Origin of the sequence: Aliiroseovarius sp. PrR006 (genome assembly GCF_010500215.1) — a bacterium.
Taxonomy (GTDB): domain Bacteria; phylum Pseudomonadota; class Alphaproteobacteria; order Rhodobacterales; family Rhodobacteraceae; genus Aliiroseovarius.
Genome location: NZ_JAAGOY010000008.1, coordinates 1 through 17,142 on the forward strand (window position 1 = coordinate 1; position 17,142 = coordinate 17,142).

16 protein-coding genes and 1 tRNA gene are annotated in these 17,142 nt (G+C 58.2%); 8 read left to right on the forward strand and 9 right to left on the reverse strand.

Features of this window, described 5'->3' with window-relative positions; all coding sequences use genetic code 11:
* Positions 1-188, forward strand: a 188-nt coding sequence (locus G0Q00_RS13910; protein ID WP_163040414.1) for a hypothetical protein, incomplete at its 5' end; no start/stop codon positions are given.
* 250 nt (positions 189-438) lie between these two features.
* Entirely contained in the window at positions 439-666 is a 228-nt protein-coding gene (locus G0Q00_RS13915) for a hypothetical protein (protein WP_163040416.1), read from the forward strand.
* Between the two features lie 82 nt (positions 667-748).
* Here G0Q00_RS13915 and G0Q00_RS13920 read toward each other — a convergent pair whose 3' ends face one another.
* Positions 749-1,480 carry a YjbF family lipoprotein gene (locus G0Q00_RS13920; RefSeq protein ID WP_163040418.1) on the reverse strand — a complete coding sequence of 244 codons (732 nt, stop codon included), beginning with the start codon at positions 1,478-1,480 and terminating at the stop codon, positions 749-751.
* Between the two features lie 2 nt (positions 1,481-1,482).
* A complete protein-coding gene (locus G0Q00_RS13925) occupies positions 1,483-3,606 on the reverse strand; it encodes a YjbH domain-containing protein (protein WP_163040420.1) in 2,124 nt (707 codons plus the stop codon).
* Positions 3,607-3,819: 213 nt separating this feature from the next.
* Between G0Q00_RS13925 and G0Q00_RS13930 the strand changes: the two genes are divergently transcribed.
* From G0Q00_RS13930 to G0Q00_RS13945, 4 genes are all read left to right on the forward strand, one after another.
* Positions 3,820-4,977, forward strand: coding sequence for an acyl-CoA dehydrogenase family protein (locus G0Q00_RS13930; RefSeq protein ID WP_203565017.1), 1,158 nt, complete (start codon positions 3,820-3,822; stop codon positions 4,975-4,977).
* Between the two features lie 142 nt (positions 4,978-5,119).
* Positions 5,120-6,217, forward strand: coding sequence for a CaiB/BaiF CoA-transferase family protein (locus G0Q00_RS13935; protein WP_163040422.1), 1,098 nt, complete (start codon positions 5,120-5,122; stop codon positions 6,215-6,217).
* A 102-nt stretch (positions 6,218-6,319) separates the two neighbouring features.
* Positions 6,320-6,396: transfer RNA gene (locus G0Q00_RS13940), tRNA-Arg, on the forward strand.
* A gap of 156 nt (positions 6,397-6,552) precedes the next feature.
* Positions 6,553-7,833: a glycerate kinase gene (locus tag G0Q00_RS13945; RefSeq protein ID WP_163040424.1), complete on the forward strand. Its 1,281-nt coding sequence runs from the start codon at positions 6,553-6,555 to the stop codon at positions 7,831-7,833.
* Between the two features lie 15 nt (positions 7,834-7,848).
* Here G0Q00_RS13945 and G0Q00_RS13950 read toward each other — a convergent pair whose 3' ends face one another.
* The 3 genes from G0Q00_RS13950 to G0Q00_RS13960 form a co-directional block, all read right to left on the reverse strand.
* Complete coding sequence (locus tag G0Q00_RS13950) at positions 7,849-8,682, reverse strand: alpha/beta fold hydrolase (protein ID WP_163040426.1); 834 nt, start codon at positions 8,680-8,682, stop codon at positions 7,849-7,851.
* Complete coding sequence (locus G0Q00_RS13955) at positions 8,682-10,307, reverse strand: alpha/beta hydrolase (RefSeq protein ID WP_163040428.1); 1,626 nt, start codon at positions 10,305-10,307, stop codon at positions 8,682-8,684. Before G0Q00_RS13955 ends, G0Q00_RS13950 begins: the two co-directional genes overlap by 1 nt.
* Before the next feature lie 65 nt (positions 10,308-10,372).
* Entirely contained in the window at positions 10,373-10,882 is a 510-nt protein-coding gene (locus G0Q00_RS13960) for a MarR family winged helix-turn-helix transcriptional regulator (RefSeq protein WP_163040430.1), read from the reverse strand.
* Positions 10,883-11,002: 120 nt separating this feature from the next.
* On the opposite strand from G0Q00_RS13960, the gene G0Q00_RS13965 reads away from it, so the two are divergent.
* Positions 11,003-11,602 (forward strand): YceI family protein, encoded by a 600-nt coding sequence (locus G0Q00_RS13965; RefSeq protein WP_163040432.1) that lies wholly within the window; start codon positions 11,003-11,005, stop codon positions 11,600-11,602.
* 3 nt (positions 11,603-11,605) lie between these two features.
* Positions 11,606-12,178 (forward strand): cytochrome b, encoded by a 573-nt coding sequence (locus G0Q00_RS13970; protein ID WP_163040434.1) that lies wholly within the window; start codon positions 11,606-11,608, stop codon positions 12,176-12,178.
* A 63-nt stretch (positions 12,179-12,241) separates the two neighbouring features.
* On the opposite strand, the gene G0Q00_RS13975 is transcribed toward G0Q00_RS13970, so the two are convergent.
* The 4 genes from G0Q00_RS13975 to G0Q00_RS13990 form a co-directional block, all read right to left on the reverse strand.
* Positions 12,242-13,513, reverse strand: coding sequence for an ABC transporter permease (locus G0Q00_RS13975; RefSeq protein ID WP_163040436.1), 1,272 nt, complete (start codon positions 13,511-13,513; stop codon positions 12,242-12,244).
* Positions 13,510-14,430, reverse strand: coding sequence for an ABC transporter permease (locus G0Q00_RS13980; protein ID WP_163040438.1), 921 nt, complete (start codon positions 14,428-14,430; stop codon positions 13,510-13,512). Before G0Q00_RS13980 ends, G0Q00_RS13975 begins: the two co-directional genes overlap by 4 nt.
* An 11-nt stretch (positions 14,431-14,441) precedes the next feature.
* A complete protein-coding gene (locus tag G0Q00_RS13985) occupies positions 14,442-15,554 on the reverse strand; it encodes an ABC transporter ATP-binding protein (RefSeq protein WP_163040441.1) in 1,113 nt (370 codons plus the stop codon).
* A gap of 127 nt (positions 15,555-15,681) precedes the next feature.
* Positions 15,682-16,815, reverse strand: coding sequence for an extracellular solute-binding protein (locus G0Q00_RS13990; protein ID WP_163040443.1), 1,134 nt, complete (start codon positions 16,813-16,815; stop codon positions 15,682-15,684).
* Positions 16,816-17,142: the final 327 nt, after the last annotated feature.

The window sequence follows — 17,142 nt, forward strand, 5'->3', positions numbered from 1 at the left end:
TGTCCGCCCCCGCTTTTGCTGGCGGCTACAGCGACCCGATCGTTGAAGACGTTGTTGTGGTTGAAGAAGCTGCAAGCTCGATCGGCAACACCGGTCTGGCACTGCTGGGCCTGGCCCTGATCGCCGGCATCATCATTGCGTCGGACTCGGGCGAAGAATCAGATCCGGTTCAAACAGCACCCCAATAAATTGTTTCCCACGAAGCATTCGAACGAAACGGCAAGCCTTCGGGCTTGCCGTTTTGCGTTTGGGGATGGCCCAACTGCTGACATGCTTAAGTCGAAGGTGAATTCGAATGGAAGACATATGGTATATATAAGCAACACTGCCCATATGCCGCCCAAACTTCATTCTTCCAAAACCACCTGTTCTGTGTAAAGTGCGAGGGGACGGCGCGCTAAAATAGCGACGCCCGTGCACTATTATGGAGTATGTAACATGAAAAAAGTCATGACCCTTGCCGCTGCTGGCATGATCGCTCTGTCCGCCCCCGCTTTTGCTGGCGGCTACAGCGACCCGATCGTTGAAGACGTTGTTGTGGTTGAAGAAGCTGCAAGCTCGATCGGCAACACCGGTCTGGCACTGCTGGGCCTGGCCCTGATCGCCGGCATCATCATTGCGTCGGACTCGGGTGAAGAATCGGAGCCGGTTCTTTCGCAACCCTAATAACTTGTTTCCCACGAAGCATTCGAACGAAACGGCAAGCCTTCGGGCTTGCCGTTTTGCATTCCAGAGGCCTGAATAAAGGTTACAAGCGCAGGTTTTGAATGGCCAAGCTGCCGATACGCTGCCCAATCCATTGGCTGGATTTCAGCACCCGGCCCGCATCATCAACCCAATAGACATTGCTGAACGCGATCTGGTCCCGACGGCAGGTTTCCTTCAGGATGACGGCACCCTCATCGATCTCACCCAAGGTGACCTTTTCAGTTCCCCCGCGACGCAGCGTACAGTTCAGCCGCAGCTCAGTCGTCTGGCCCAGATCCCCTAGATAATAGTGAAACCGTGTGTACTCGGCATCGCTGCGCGAGGTGATCGCTGCCACGGCGGCATCAATGCGTGACGACATCAGGTCATCGCCCAAACCACGCGTGTTGGTCACGACACCACGGTTATAGGTGATCCCCTGCCCCGGCGCACTTCCCCAAGTGACGTAATCGCCATTGGTGCCCACCGGGTTCATCGCCAGCACCGCCTTGGTGTCCAGACGAACGACGATGGCAATCGGGCCATCTGTGGCAGCCAAGGCCCTAGTGATCAGCGCACCGGGATCCGCGGCGGCTGCCGGAGCAGCGCCCGCGTTGGACTTACCCCCACCAAACTTCGAGGTCAGCTTACTGGTTGTCTGTTTCAGAACATCCAGCGCAACATTGGACATTTCGGTTTCCTGCGTATTCGACCCGCAGGCCACCAGACCAGCAACCGCGCACAGCGCAAGACCTGCCGCACGCAGCGGCTTTGTCAGATGAAATCCCAGCACGGTTACCTCCAGAATCTGCCCCAGCGACCAGCATAGGCACCACCGTGACCCTGATCGACCCAATCAAACAAGCGACCTTCGACGCTCAGACGCGCGCCATCATCGCGACTAAGCGATCGCAGCTGGGCAACGGATGCGCTTTTTGTCGGACTACCAAGCGCCCACTCCAGCGGAATCGAGATGCGGATCCCTTTGTCAAATGAGCCATTCCCGGAACCGTTTTCCGATGCATTGGTCTTGGTGAAATACCCACCAATCTTCCAGCCATTGTCAAAGCTTCGATCCACCGAGACCGTCGCGCCATAGTCCCCTGCCAGATAACGGCCTGCGTCGATGCGAGTCGAGAAACCGTTGCCGAAATCGTAATAGGCCGAGACGTGGCCAGTCACGACATCATAATCCTGAAAGCCGAAAAGCTGGTCATAGTCGCGCTGTTTGACCCATGCGACCTCGGCCCCGAGGGCAAGCCGGCTGTCCACGGGTTTCCACAGAAGCTCTGCCGACACACCGCCAAACATCTGTTCCAGATAACCAACGGTGACGCGGCTATACAGGTTTTTGCCGGGTCGCTCGTACCAGGATGCGGTCAGATGCGCGATCGCAGGGTCGCCTTGTTGCGCATAGAGTGCGCTATCTGTGCGAACATGGGGCAGTGTCGAGGTATTCGGACCTGAATCATCGCCGAGATTCCCCCAGATGCTTTTCTGAAGCGCGCCCGACAGGACGAAATTCGGAGCGACCTGGTAACTCGCGCTCAAACGCAGCCCGGAATCCCCTTGGATCGGCTTGGTCGGATCAAAGAAACTGAGTTTCAGATACGGTGCCAATGCCCAGGTGAAGCGCGTGTCATGGTTCGCCAGCTCAGAGTTCTTCACTGCAACGGGTGTGGCTTCGTCAATGGTGACGCGTGCGTACATGTCGTTGGCGGGCGCGTGCTCCAATCGCTCGACATCGCTGCGGCGCATAGACACCGTCGACAACGGGATGCCATTCGCGACTACGGTCACGTCAAATGTCTCGACCGAGGGCGGCGTGGCATGGGTCAGAATGCGTACGGTGCGACCTACGGCCTGCGCCAGCGAGTTATAGCGATTGTTCTCAATCTTCACTTCGGCCCGCGTGGCCGTCAGCGCCAAGGCCTTCAGTTGAATGCCTTCTTTCCCAAGCGCGTCCGAGGCAACCCTCTTGATGCCAGCATGATCTTCCGGATTGCTCACCCACTCCGTACTCCACGCAACCGAGTCAGCACGCGACGGGCGCGGTTTCACCGGCAGCGGGGCCTTTTCGCTTCCCGAATATACCGGGGGCTTGCGGGGGTTCATGGTGAACGTCAGACCCGCACCGAACATGCTACCTGCGACATAGGCAGCGTTCAGATGCGCAGAGGGCGAAATCTGATAGTCGATGCCAAAGTTGAAAGGAGAGTTATACTCGACCAATCCGCGCTGGGTTTCCTCTACAAACGCGTCTGATGAGTATTCCGCCTTAAATGTTAGCCTGTCATTAACCTTGTAACTCAGCCCACCAAAGGGGGCGAAATCACCACGGAACCATTGATCTGCGTTCAGAGAGCTACCTTGGTTCGGATCCCACGGCGCACGAGTTCCTCCGGTCGAGCCGATTGGGTTGTGTGACCCCAAACGCCCCCAACCCAAGCCGCCGTGTACGCGCAACCGGTCACCGAAGCTTTTCGTCGCAACAATGTATTCTCCAGCGTTGGCACCCTTACTGACAAAATCCCGCAAACCAACCGAGACGGCCGGCAGGTAATCAGATTCATTCAGGATACGATATTGCAGGTCGAAACTGCCGTCATTGAAACTTTGACCGGCCTGAGGGCCACTGGTCCAAAAGCTATCAATGCTCGTGTAACGGAAGGTGCCCGACAAACGGGGAAGGATTTGAAAGGTCAGTACGCCATTGGTATTTGGACCAAAATGCGAATACGTAATCGCCAGCTCACTGTCTGCCGCGACCTCGGCTGTGGGCATCAGGATCAGACCCGGCGTCCCGAACATCGTATAGCTTGAGGTCTCGGTCCCGACTTGCGCCTGTACAGGCGTTGCCGCCGTGGCCAGCAAGCCAAACGCTGCGTACTTGATGAAATCCACCCGTGCAGTAGTCACCGCAGTCTCCGTCTAATATCTTTTCAATCTCATTACGTGATCCGTGCGTTCAACGCACGCAAAACATCCCTGCTGGGGCGGTTTGCGGTGGATTGTCGCGCAATTGCACAAGTTCCCTTGCGTCGGCCTAGCGCGTGTAACGTCACGTTACCAGTCCGATTGCAAATCACGCGGCCTATAGTTTGAAAAACAACGTCAAATCGGAGCCCACCCATGAGCCTGTTTTCGCCCTCGGCCAGCTGGATCAGCGACGAACATCGCATGTTCGCGGACATGACCAACCGCTTCTTTGCGGACGAACTTTCCCCCAATATCGAACGCTGGGTCGATCAGGGCATTGTCGACCGTGAGTTCTGGCACACGGCTGGGCAGGCGGGGATCATGGGCGGCGCAATCCCCGAGGAACATGGCGGCGCGGGCGGCGACATGGGGTTTGAAAGCGTCGTGATCTACGAACAGACCCGCACCGGCGATTGTGGCTGGGGATACGGTATTCAGTCGATCGTCACCCACTACATCACCGCCTATGGCACCGACGAGCAAAAGGCACGTTGGCTGCCCGGCCTTGCCTCGGGCGAGATCGTGGGCGCGATTGCCATGACCGAGCCGGGCACCGGATCCGATCTTCAGGCCGTGAAAACGCGAGCCGAGAGGGATGGAAACCAATACAAGATCAATGGCTCGAAGATCTTCATCACCAACGGTCAGGCCGCTGATCTGATCATTACCGTGTGCAAGACGGATCCAAGCGCGGGCGGAAAAGGTGTGTCGCTGATCGTGGTCGAGCCCGGCCAGTGCGAGGGCTTCCAGCGTGGCAAGAACCTGAAGAAGCTGGGCATGAAAGCCAATGATACGTCCGAGCTGTTCTATGAAGACGTGAAGGTACCGCTGACCAACCTGCTGGGCTCGGAAGAGGGTCAGGGCTTTTACCAGCTGATGCGCCAGCTTCCGTGGGAGCGTCTGCTGATCGCGATCCAAGCGCTTGGAGCGATTGATTTCGCGTTGGAGCAGACCGTTGCCTATACGCAGGAACGCAAAGCTTTTGGGCAGCGCGTGATGGACTTCCAGAACACCCGCTTCAAACTGGCCGAATGCAAAACCAAGGCCGAGGTGCTGCGCAGTTTCGTCAATGACTGCATCGCGCAGTTGATCGCGGGGACGCTGGATGCGCCCACCGCCTCGATGGCGAAATACTGGGGCACCGAAGTACAGAACGAAATCATGCATGAATGCCTGCAGCTGTTCGGCGGTTATGGCTACATGATGGAGTACCCCATCGCGCGGCTTTATGCGGATGCGCGGGTGCAGATGATCTATGGCGGAACGAACGAGATCATGAAGGAATTGATCGCACGGTCGATTGACGTGTAAGCACAGGGCGCCCGCCGCGTTGCGCTGGGCGCGCTTTTGGTGGCTCACGGTGTGAGCCTGAAGGGGCTCTGCCCCTCGCCCATGCCGGGCTCACCCCGGGATATTTACAGCAAGGAAATGCAGTCATGCGAAGGAGCAGGGCATGAGCACAGGGAAACCACTTTCAGGGCTAAAGGTTGTTGAAATCCAAGGACTTGGTCCGACGCCTTTCGCCGCCATGTGGCTTGCAGATATGGGGGCAGATGTTGTGCGCATTCAGCGTCCGAATCTGAAGCCATTGATCCCGCAGAAGGTGGATGTACTGAACCGTGGACGCGGCTTTGTCGAGCTGGATCTGAAGTCCGACACTGACCGGACCACTGCGCGCGAGATGATCAATCACGCTGACATGTTGATTGAAGGGATGCGCCCCGGAGTGATGGAGCGTTTGGATCTTGGCCCGGATGATTTCCCGGACAATCCAGCGCTGGTTTATGGCCGCATGACGGGCTGGGGCCAAAGCGGTCCGCTGGCCCATGCGGCGGGGCATGACATCAACTATATCGCCATCTCGGGCGCGCTGCATGCGATTGGCGGCGCGCATCCCGTGCCGCCTTTGAACCTATTAGGAGATTTCGGCGGCGGCGGTATGTATCTGGTGGCCGGGATGCTGGCTGCCCTGCATGCCGCAAAGACCACTGGCCGTGGGCAGGTGGTGGATGCGGCGATCACCGACGGCACAGCGCACCTGATGGCGATGATCTATTCGCTCTACGGGTCTGGCATCTGGGCCGATCAGCGCGAGGCCAATCTGCTGGACGGCGGCGCGCCGTTCTATGCGGTCTATGAATGCGCCTGTGGCGGGCACATGACAGTGGGCGCGCTGGAAGCCAAATTCTATGCCGAGTTTCTAGAGCGGATGGGGCTTGCCGACGCAGGCCTGCCCGCCCAGCACGACGTCGAGGGATGGCCCCAACAGCGCGTAGCCTTTGCCAAGCGCTTCAAGGAAAAGACCCGCGACGCGTGGGCCGAACTGCTGGAAGGCACCGACGCCTGCTGCGCCCCGGTCCTGTCTCTGGCCGAGGCCCCCAACCATCCCCACAACACCGCCCGCGGCAGCTTTGCCACGATCGACGGGGTGGCGCAGCCAAGCCCGGCGCCGCAGATGTCTGGCAGCACACTGAAAGCCGAAGCCGGAGAGGAACAGCGCCCGCAAGACGTCGCCGCGGTTCTGTCCCGCTGGGCAGGGTTAGCAAAATAAGGGGCGGTGCAGAAGTTGGGCGCGCTTCTGCGAAAAAGTCGAAAAAACTTCGACTTTCGCCCTTGCAAACCCCCAGCGGTCCAGTTAATTCCCCCCTACCGCGCTCTGGTAGCTCAGCTGGATAGAGTACCTGACTACGAATCAGGGGGTCGGGGGTTCGAATCCTCCCCAGAGCGCCATTTTCTACTCCCAGCCAAGACTAAAGTCCGTTCCGATAGGTCGGTTGCTCTGTTCGTAGCCTTTGATCGCCCGCCAAGCTGCGCTATAGCTAACGCTATGAACGTACAACCTCCTCGGCACAGCATATCTTTGAGCGGCTCTGACGCGAGCGGCACATGACACCCCTTTGCATCGACACAATCCGCAACGCGACTCGTCAGATCTTCCAGAAAGCAGTCGAGGCTGCAGATCCCGCGCTTGCGGTGCGAAAGTCGCTTGACCAGTCGCCGTTTCCGACACCCGGACCAAACGGTCAAAGCTATTTGGTCAGCATTGGCAAAGCGGCCCCTGCGATGATGCGCGAGGCGTTGCGGCACATTGACGGTGCGCACCACGCGCTGTGCATCACCCACCCCGAGAATGCGGAACAAGTCGAAGGTGCCAGCCTTTTGCACGGCGCGCATCCAGTACCGAACGAAGACAGTCTTGCGGCGGGGCAGGCCGTGAAGGACCTGCTGGCGCAAGCTGGCGAAAATGACCAAGTGATCACCCTGATTTCGGGCGGAGGGTCCGCACTGATGGCGCTGCCTGCAGACGGCATCTCGATTGAGGACAAAGGGAAGGTCAGCGCGCTTTTGCTTGGGGCGGGCATCGACATCACCCAAATGAACCTTGTGCGCCAACAACTTAGCCAGCTGAAAGGCGGCGGCCTGTTGCGGGTCGCAGCCCCTGCGCCGGTGACCTCCTATATCCTGTCCGACGTGATCGGAGACGATCTGCGCGCCATTGCCAGCGGCCCCACCGTGGCCCCGATCGGCACGCGGGAAGATGCCCGTGCGATCTGCGAAGCTGCCGGCATTTGGGCGGATCTGCCCGCGTCGGTCCAAGAGCACCTGTCGCAGCCCGGCGCAGCTGGCGACGTGCTGCAAACCGCCCAGAACCACCTGATCGGATCGAACCACCACAGCCTACGCGCGGCCGAGACCAAGGCCAGGAGCATTGGCGCGGTTCAGATCGTCTCGGACATGTTGACCGGAGATGTGAGGGACGCAGCCTCCACCCTGTTGGATGCGGCCGAGGCTGCGCCCGCTGGCACCTTGACCGTGCTTTTAGCGGGCGGAGAAACCACCGTCCAACTGACCGGCACAGGTCGGGGTGGCCGCAATCAGGAACTGGCGCTTCATGTGGCAATGGGCGCTGCCGAGCGCGGGTTGGGCGGTGACTGGGTGTTCCTAAGCGGCGGCACCGACGGGCGTGACGGACCGACCGATGCGGCAGGTGGCATCGTAGATGTGGAAAGCCTAAAGCGGATGCGCGCCGCAGGGGTAGACCCCGCTGCGCTTTTGAACAACAACGACAGCTACGCCGCGCTTGCAGCCTCGGGTGATCTGTTGATGACTGGCGCGACGGGCACCAATGTGGCCGACATCCAGTGCTTCCTGATCGCCAAGCCCTAAACAGGCAATGCTAGGTCAGTCCTTGCCCAAGAAACTCGTGATCTCTGCCCCGACTTCCTGACGCTGGGTGTACATCAGCAGGTGGCCTGCGGGGTACACGTGCAAACTGGCGTTCGGCAGCATGTTGGACAGCAGGATCTGATTGGTGATTGGAATGAGCCCGTCAAACTTGCCTGCAATCACCAACGTCGGCTGGGTCAGCGTGCGCAGCCACGGCAGGCTGGTCCAGCCGCACATCGCCCGCACCTGCTGGAAGTACCCTTCCGGGCTGGGGCGGATGGCGTGTTTCGAGTACTCGCGGAATTCAGCAGGCGCAAAGATCGCCTCGCCGCCATACATCCACGGGCCGATAAAATTGCCATAGGCCTTACTGGTGAAACGCAGCGGGAACATAATTTCGGACAGCGCGACGGGGGTACCCCACCAACTACCGATACCACCTGCCGAACAGATGGCCAGCACAAGTTTCGCCACACGATCCGGCACCATATGGGCGATCTGTTGTGCCAGGGCGCCGCCCCACGAGATGCCGAGAATGTCGAAATTCTCGATCCCGACCTTTTCCAAAACCTGAAGCGTAAACTCGGCATAGTCCGGAATGGTCGAGACCCCATCGATCATATGCGACCGCCCCGTTCCGGGCATGTCGATCGCAATCAGGCAGCGGTCGCTGATTTCGTCCAGCAGGGGCAGAAGCACCTCGATGGACTGGGCAAGACCGTTGCACACCAGCAGCGGCGGCAGGTCCGAGTTCACGACGCGGTGGAGGTAACGGATCTTCGCGCCGTCCACCTCGATCATATGGAACTCGGACTGGTCGATGGTCTCGATCACCTCTTGAACGCCCATTACCCCTCGCCCTCAAGCACGTAGGTGCCGGGCGCGTCGGCCAGACGCTTGTATTTGCGGTTGCCCAACGTCTTGGCCGCCGCACCACGTTCTGCCGGGTTGTTCTGGTCCAGCCATTCCAACCAATGGGGCCACCAGCTGCCTTCGGTCAGCGCGGCACTTTCCTGCCAGCCTTCGGCGCTGGACTGGTCCGAACCGTCCGTCCAGAACTTGCGACGGGTTTTGGCCGGGTGGTTGATCACCGTGCCCGAGACATGGCCGCCGGTGGTCAGCACGAACTCGGTCGGGCCGGACACCAGATCGGTCGCCGTAAACGAGGCTTTCCAAGGCACAATATGGTCGCCATCGGCTGCAAGGAAATAGCACGGCACATCAATGTTGCGCGTATCCACGGGCGTCCCACACAAGGTCAGCGCGCCCGGCTCTTTCAGCTTGTTGGCCATGTACATCTCTTCAACGAAGAAGCTGTACCACTTGGCCGGAAGGTTCTGCGTGTCAGCATTCCAATACAGTACATCGAACGGCGCAGGCGATTTTCCCATCAGATAATTCGAGACCACAAAGCCCCAGATGCTTTCGTTCACGTGCAGCATCGCCATCGCGTTGGCAATATCACGACCCGGCGCCACCCCTTCGGCCTGCAGGCGTTGGTTATAGGCTTCGACCTGCGGCTCGTCGATGAACACCTTCAACTGACCCGGATCCGCGAAATCGATCAGCGACGACAGGAATGTTGCGGTGCCCAGCTTGGACTTCAGATCGTCGGGCATAACGGCCAAAGCGGCGATCAACATCGTGCCGCCATTGCACCAGCCCATGATGTCCACAGCGTCCGATTTCGACACCTCGGACGTCACGCGCAGCGCTTCGAAAATCCCGTCCGAGACATACTCATCCCAACCCAGATCGCCCAGTTCGGCGCTTGGGTTGCGCCACGCCATCATGTAAACGCTCTGCCCTTGTTCAAGCAGATAGCGGATCATGGATTTCTTTTCGTTCAGGTCGAAGATGTAGAACTTGTTCACGCAGGGCGGCACGACCAGGATCGGTGCCTTGCGGGTCTTCGCAGCCATCGGTTTGTACTGGATCAGCTCGATCAGCTCATTGCGATAGATGACCGATCCCGGCGTGGTGCCAATGTTCTTGCCAACCTCGAACGCATCTTCGTCGGTGGTGCTGATATAGCCCTTCTCCAGATCTTCCATCACGTTCTGGAAGCCGTCGATCAGGCTTTGCCCACCGGTTTCCTGTGCCAGCTTCTGCGCTTCAGGGTTGGTGGCAAGGAAGTTCGAGGGCGACATATTGTCGGCAGCAACGCGGGCGTAGAAGCTCAGCTTGTCCTGTTCCTGCTCCGACAGACCGGCCTTGTCAGCCATATCCACCATCGCCTTCGCGGTCAGCTCGTACGAATGGCGCAGCAGCGGGAAGACACCTTCGTTCCATGCATCGCCCCGGAAACGATGATCCTTGGACGGCTCAATCCCTTCGCCAGCTTTCAGCGCGGTGGTCATCCAAAGCTTGGCCATATCTTTCTGATAGGACATCCACGTTTCAGCCCAAGCGCCAAAGGGATTATCCCCGGACTTGTTCATGTCTTCCAGCAGTTTGAAGAATTCTTTGTTCATGTCGCGCGCCTTCTGATTCCGGTGTCTCGCGCCGCAGTATTCCAACGAAATGCTTCACGAGTTTTTCAATACGATCCTTTAGGAGGGTTTATGGCTGTTTCTCGGGCTGTTTTCAGCTTCCCCTCAAGCTTTTCGTCTTTTTCGGGTACCAGAGACGCCAGCCCATCGATCAACCCCGAAAGATGCTCTGCGGGGATTTTGTCTTCGATTTCGGACAGCATCAGACCGCCATAGACCTTCCACATCTGAGAGCGTAGGGCTTTGCCCTCTTCCGTGATCCGCAACTCGCGCCCGCGCCGGTCGTTTGGTGCAGGGCATTGGGTGACCAACCCCTCATCCACCATGCGCTTGAGGGTGCGCGACAGATTGGGTTGATCGAATAGGGATTGGCGCTCCAGCTCGTTCTGGCGCATCCCCTCTTCGGCGCGCTCCAACGCCCACAGGATGTCGTACCACGCGGCTGACGGTAGGCGCGCGCGTTTCAGTTCGGCCTCGAAAGTTTGCGTGACCCGTTTATGAGCAATGTTCAGAAGCACCCAGATCGCAGTGGTCTGGTTATTCGGTTTTCTATCCATCTCACATTCCCGTTACCGGCATATTTGCCGTCTTCCCCTACGCGCCCATAATAGATACATGCACATGCATCTATTATTTTTTCCCACGTTGTCCTGCAACATGACAAAGGAGCCGACACAATGAAACCTCTTCTGACTGCTGCCGCCCTCGGACTGGGCCTTGCTGCCGCCGGAACTGCCACTGCCGAGATCTATAAATTCGATCCCGGCCACACCGAAATCCGCTTCTATTATAATCACGCCGGTCTGTCGGAACAGTCGGGTCAGTGGAAAGTGATCGGTGGCGAAGTTGACTTCGACCCCGCGAATGTCGCGGCCACCAAAGTCACCGTGACGGTGGACCCGGCCAGCGTCGACACCGGCGTCGGCCCGCTGGACGATCACCTGAAAAGCGCTGACTTCTTTGACGTCGAGAACTTCCCCGAGATCACGTTCACCTCGACCGGGGTCGAACAGACCTCGGACAACACCATCACGCTGGTGGGCGACCTGACCATCAAGGACAACACCAAGCCGATCACCATGAACTTCACGCTGAACCACAACGGCCCGCACCCGTTGGGCGAGTTCTTCGACTATTACCAAGGTGAATGGATCGGCGTTCAGGGTACGGCTGACATGCTGCGCTCGGACTATGGCGTGGGTATGTTTGCGCCTGTGACGTCCGACGAAGTACGTCTGGAAATCTCGGCCGAGATGCGCGCAGGCGGCTGGGAATAACCCATGCGTCTGACGAACACGACCCAAAGCTGGGGGGCGCTGACGCGCCTCCTGCACTGGGCGATTGCAGGGATCATCCTGTATCAGTTGGGGCTAGGTGTCTGGATGACCCAGTTCGTGACGGATGCTTTGGCACAATTCCCGCTGGTGCAGACCCACAAAAGCTGGGGCTTTGTGGTGTTCGTTCTGGCCGTCATTCGGGTCGTCTGGCGCCTGCTGAATCGCAACGCACCAGAGCTGCCCGACCACATGCCCCCGCTGGAAAAGCTGGCGGCAAAGCTGGGGCATTTGGGCCTTTATGCCCTGATGTTCATCATGCCGCTGTCTGGCTGGCTGATGTCTTCGGCCTCGCCCTTGCAGGATCGGTTCGGTGTGAAGAACAAAGTCTTCAATTGGTTCGAGATGTACGACCCTTTCGTGCCCGGAAGCCAAGCCCTGACGGACTTCTTCGCGCAGGTGCATTTCCTGTCGGCCATCGCCCTTGGCCTTCTGCTGCTGGGCCACGCCGGGGCAGCCATCTGGCACCATGTCCATCATAAGGACGATGTGCTGAAACGTATGACTTGGGGTAAGTGATCCCCAGAATGTAAAAAGGCCCGGCGCAGTGCCGGGCCTTTTCGTTTTCAAGCAACAAAACGATCAGTTGTCGTCATTCCCGATCGCGTTGGGATCGAACACGTTTCCGAAACCAGAGTTGTTCGACGATCCCGCGGCACCCTCATCCGAAGCGCCCTCATCTTCGTTCTGCAGCGTGTTCGGAGCGAACACCCCGCCGAAGCCCGAGTTGTTAGACGGCTTAGGCGCCGACTGGATTGCCCCACCTTCCGCACCTTCGGCGGCAGCTTTGTCAGCCGCTTCCTTGGCACGACGGTCGCGCAGTTCCTGAATGCGCTTCTCGGTCTCAAGGCGCTTCTGTTCCTGCACATCGGCGATGCACTGATCCGGGCTATAGGTCATGGCAGACGCCGTCACCGTCGCCACGCCGATCACCAACACGATCACGGCAATCGCGGCCGGGTTACGACTTACCAAACCAGGCACTTCGATCTTACCCGCCAGCTCACCGACAGTGGCGTCCTTACGGGCCTCGGCAATCATCTTCTTACGCTTGATGTTCGCTTCGTTGATCAGTGCGAAGAAGACCGTCAGGGCCACGATCATGAAGGCCAAGGCCGAGATCGCCGGAGTGATCCCGTAACGCACCTTCTGCGCCAGTTCGATCGTCAGGGTCGGGTATTCGCCAAAGGTGAAGGTCGTGGTGTTGTAGTTCTCGAACGAGGCGAGGAACGCCAGCACCGACGCCGACAGGATCGCGGGCATCATGAAGGGCATCAGCACCTTCCGGAACGCCTGTGCGTGGGTTGCACCCAAGTCCAAAGCGGCTTCGGTCAGCGCCATATCATAGCGCTGAAGGCGGGCCACCAGCACCAGCATGCAGTAGCTGGCGATAAAGGTGGACTGACCGATGATGGTCAGGAACAACCCGTTTGACAGGAAGCTATCTGCACCCAGACCCAACATCCGGTTGATCCGGTCCCAGAACACCAGCGTCGAGATACCAATCACAACGCCCGGAATTAGGATCGGGGCAATGATGATCGTGTAATAGGTTGCCCGAAGTTTCGGCCAGATCTGCGTCAGCATCAAAGCCCCCGCCAACCCCATCGAAACGGACATGATCACCGTACCGAACCCAACAAGGATCGAGTTCCAGATCCCGTTCAGGATACGTTCGTCCCTAAACAGCTCGCCGAACCAGTTGAAGGTCAGACACTCCCACGGCGTCATGCGGGGGAAGCTGGGCGAGTTGAACGCCGTTACCGACATGATGATCAGCGGGCCAAGCAGGTAGGCAAAGAAGATGCCCAGATAGACCCAGATGGATACGCGAATGATTTTATCAGTCGTCATTTGCCAATATCCCCCATGTTCACTTTGAACACACGCATCAGAGCAAGCACCAGCAGGATACAGGTGACAAGCAGAACGATCGCGTAGGCTGCACCTTGCGGCCAGTCAGAGTTGTCGTTGAACTGCTGATAGATCAGCTGCGTGAACCACAGGCTGGACGGTCCCCCAAGGATTTGGGGTGCAGCCAGAGCACCGGCAGACAGCATGAACACCATTGTACAGCCCGAGCTGATACCCGGTTTGGCATAGGGAATGACCACCCGCTTGTGGATCCGCCACCACGGCGCACCAAGGTCACGCGCGGCCTCGATCTGGTTGTGATCAAGGCTTTCGATCACGTTGTAGATCGGGAAGATCATCAGAAGGATGTACGCATAGCCCAGACCCGCGTAGAGCGCGATGTCGTTGCGGATGAAGTCAAAGGGCGTATCGAAAATCCCCGAGCCGACAAGCAGCGTGTTGATGACCCCACTTTCGCCAAAGATGATCCGAAGCGCAAAGGCGCGCAGGATCTCGTTGATCCAGTAGGGGATGATCAGCATCAGCGCGAAGACGCGGATGTGGTTGCCCTTGTTTTGACCCAGATAATAGGCAATCGGATAGCACAGGATCAGATTGAAGATGGTCACACAGACAGCGGCCACCAGCGTACGGAAGAACACCCGAAGGTCCACCGCGTTATAATCCTGTGATCCGCCCTCGGGGCCAAAGATCAGGTATTTGTAGTTCTCAAGCGTATAAATATCCTTCGGCCCACCGATTTCGGGCGGGGGAAGGTTCGGACGGAACGAGAAGTCGAGCATCGACAGCTGCGGAAGAATGATCAGGCCAACGGTCCAGAAAAGGACCAGACCCAACATCAGGGATCCCATCAGCGTGCCGTTCCGGTTGAAGAATTCCTTCAGGAAACTTGGCATCGCTAAACTCCTTATTCCGCGGCCAGTTCGCCGGCGGGGACAGCAACGGCGTTGTTGACCTCGTATTCCAGCGTCATGTCTTGGCCCGAGTGATCCTCGAACGACTGACCATGGTTGGGGATTGCGACCTTCAGCTCTTTACCGCCGTCACCTTCCATAAAGATGTTGAAGGTGTTGCCTTCGAATTCTTCGTGGTTGACCTTTGCGGTGACGAAGTGATCGCCCTGCGTTCCGGTCGGGGCCAGTGAAAGAGCTTCGGGACGGATGAACATCATCGCATCGTCGCCCACATTCATCTTGCCCTTATTGGCTGTCGAAATGCGGGACAGAAGATCACCCGAACGGTTGGTGCGGATCAGAGCTTGGTCACCGCGAACCTCCAGCACCTTCCCGCGGAAGACGTTGTTTTCGCCCACGAAGCTGGCCGCAAAGGCGGTCGCCGGATCGTTATAGATGGTTTTGCCATCCGCGATCTGGTCAATCACACCGGCACGCATCACGGCGATGTCGTCCGACATGGTCAGCGCTTCGCCTTGGTCGTGCGTGATGTAGATGAAGGTAATGCCAACGCGCTTCTGAATTTCGCGAAGCTCGGTCCGCATGTGCTGACGCAGCTTCAAGTCCAGCGCCGACAGCGGTTCGTCCAGCAGCAGCACATCAGGTTCGGCACACAGCGCGCGGGCAATTGCCACACGCTGACGCTGACCGCCCGACAATTCGCTGGGCAGCTTGTCACCCTGACCGGGCAGCGCGATCATGTCCAACAACTCATCCGCACGTTTGCGACGATCACGTGCAGATGCACCCGCGATTTCCATCGAGAAGGTGATGTTTTCCCAGACCTTCATCAAGGGGAACAACGCAAGGTTCTGGAAAATCAGCGCCGTGGGGCGTTTGTTCGGCCCGATGCCCTGCATGTTGTTTCCACCGATCAGCACATTGCCTTCGCTGGGCTCAAGAAAGCCCGAAACGGCGCGCAGGATCGTGGTTTTGCCACAGCCCGACGGTCCAAGGAACGAGAAGAAGTCGCCCCCTTTGATGTGCACATTCGCGTCGCGCACCGCGACGAAATCTCCAAAGCGGATCCAGAGGTTCTCAAGATCGACGCCTACTCCGGCACTCATATGGTCTCTCCCCATAAACGGGTCGCTCACGCGCTGATCTCAGGCGTGCGACCGTGTTTCCAGACGTTTCAGTCAGTTTGGTGTGGCGCCCCCATCCGGTGACGGGGGCGCGCAGATTTCAAGTCGCTTAGGCGCTCTTGAACTTGTTCACGAACTCGGTACGCACATCTGCATACCAGGGCGCTTCAGCAGGCCAGGGGTTCAGGTTGGCAAGGCTGTCACCCGGATACGCTTCCGAGAAGTTCTTCTTGTAGGTGTCACCCGAATATGTGTCGGCACCCAGAACTGGCGAGTTATAGCCGTGGCTGTCAATCGCAACGCCAGCAGGCTGCTGACGGTAGGCGTATTCGATGAAGGCATAGACCTGCTCTTCATTTGCGGCACCTACCGGCATCGACATGCCGTCGACCCAAGCCATCGCACCTTCGACCGGCGCCTGATAGTGCACCGGCTCGCCTGCCGATTTCAGGGCCAGCGGAGGGCCATCCCAAGTCTGACCGACCACGACGCCTTCGTTCAGAAGACCGTTCTTCTGGGTGTCGGCGTCGTTCCAGATCAGCTTGATGCGTGATTTGCGTGCGATACACCAATCAGCAACCTGACCCCATACTTTGCGCATGGTGTCTTCGTCGTTATAAGCCGCCCAGATCGAGCCCGGCTCCATCTCGCCCGAGGCTTCCATGTACAGACCAGCGCCCAGCATCATCGAGTGTGCACGGCCCATGGTCTTGCCAGCGTTTTCTTCCGACCAGACGTCGCCATAGCTGGGTGCATCACCCGCCGGCAGCCATTTGTCGGTGCGGTACGCGATGCCTTCGGTACCCCAGATATGCGGCAGCCAGTGTGCACCGCCACCTGCGAAGTTCCATGCATCAGTGCCGATCTTGGCCATCGCCGGGTTCACGGCGTCGATGTTCACTTTCGCCAGATCGAACGGCTTCAGAAGCTCAAGCGGCTCCCACTGCAGCGAACGGTTGTTGGTTGGCGACACGATGTCAAAGCCCTGACCTTTGGTCGCTTTCATCTTGTTGATGATTTCTTCGTTCGACCCGATGCCGGTGTAGTTCACCTTGATGCCGGTCTCGCCTTCGAAGCCCGCGATGAACTCGGGCGGCAGATAGTCCGACCACATCAGGATGTTGATCTCACCCGAGGACGCCAGCGCGTTCTTCACGTAAAGCGGTGTCGCCAGTGCGGCTGCACCCATCGTGGTCGCGCCTTTCAGCACGGAACGACGGCTGAACTTGTTCTCTGTTGTCATTGTATTCTCCCGTTGGTTTTTTAATTTTTGTATTGCGATAGTTTTTTTCATTATCCAGCACACCAATAGCGCCAGCTTATATCGCATCGTCAGTCCAGTTTTGATGCGCAATGTAGGCTTCTGGACGTGTACTTAGTAGAAATCCCCGCCAATCAGGACCTAGACTTGCATTTCTCCCTTTTCTTTCAAGTCTTTATGCATCAAGCGCAAACTGGATACATTGGCGCGGCATTTTTCGATTTCACTGGACCGACTCCTCGGCCACTTTAAGAAGTGAACGACCTGAAAGGGGTTGGAGTCAACATTTTAAGCATTCCGCGTTTGGAT

Coding starts and splice junctions, on each gene's coding strand:
- G0Q00_RS13975 (WP_163040436.1), bottom strand. CDS start 13,513: ATGACGACTGATAAAATCATTCGCGTATCCATCTGGGTCTATCTGGGC.
- G0Q00_RS13945 (WP_163040424.1), top strand. CDS start 6,553: ATGACACCCCTTTGCATCGACACAATCCGCAACGCGACTCGTCAGATC.
- G0Q00_RS13960 (WP_163040430.1), bottom strand. CDS start 10,882: ATGGATAGAAAACCGAATAACCAGACCACTGCGATCTGGGTGCTTCTG.
- G0Q00_RS13965 (WP_163040432.1), top strand. CDS start 11,003: ATGAAACCTCTTCTGACTGCTGCCGCCCTCGGACTGGGCCTTGCTGCC.
- G0Q00_RS13915 (WP_163040416.1), top strand. CDS start 439: ATGAAAAAAGTCATGACCCTTGCCGCTGCTGGCATGATCGCTCTGTCC.
- G0Q00_RS13930 (WP_203565017.1), top strand. CDS start 3,820: ATGAGCCTGTTTTCGCCCTCGGCCAGCTGGATCAGCGACGAACATCGC.
- G0Q00_RS13970 (WP_163040434.1), top strand. CDS start 11,606: ATGCGTCTGACGAACACGACCCAAAGCTGGGGGGCGCTGACGCGCCTC.
- G0Q00_RS13980 (WP_163040438.1), bottom strand. CDS start 14,430: ATGCCAAGTTTCCTGAAGGAATTCTTCAACCGGAACGGCACGCTGATG.
- G0Q00_RS13950 (WP_163040426.1), bottom strand. CDS start 8,682: ATGGGCGTTCAAGAGGTGATCGAGACCATCGACCAGTCCGAGTTCCAT.
- G0Q00_RS13935 (WP_163040422.1), top strand. CDS start 5,120: ATGAGCACAGGGAAACCACTTTCAGGGCTAAAGGTTGTTGAAATCCAA.
- G0Q00_RS13955 (WP_163040428.1), bottom strand. CDS start 10,307: ATGAACAAAGAATTCTTCAAACTGCTGGAAGACATGAACAAGTCCGGG.
- G0Q00_RS13990 (WP_163040443.1), bottom strand. CDS start 16,815: ATGACAACAGAGAACAAGTTCAGCCGTCGTTCCGTGCTGAAAGGCGCG.
- G0Q00_RS13985 (WP_163040441.1), bottom strand. CDS start 15,554: ATGAGTGCCGGAGTAGGCGTCGATCTTGAGAACCTCTGGATCCGCTTT.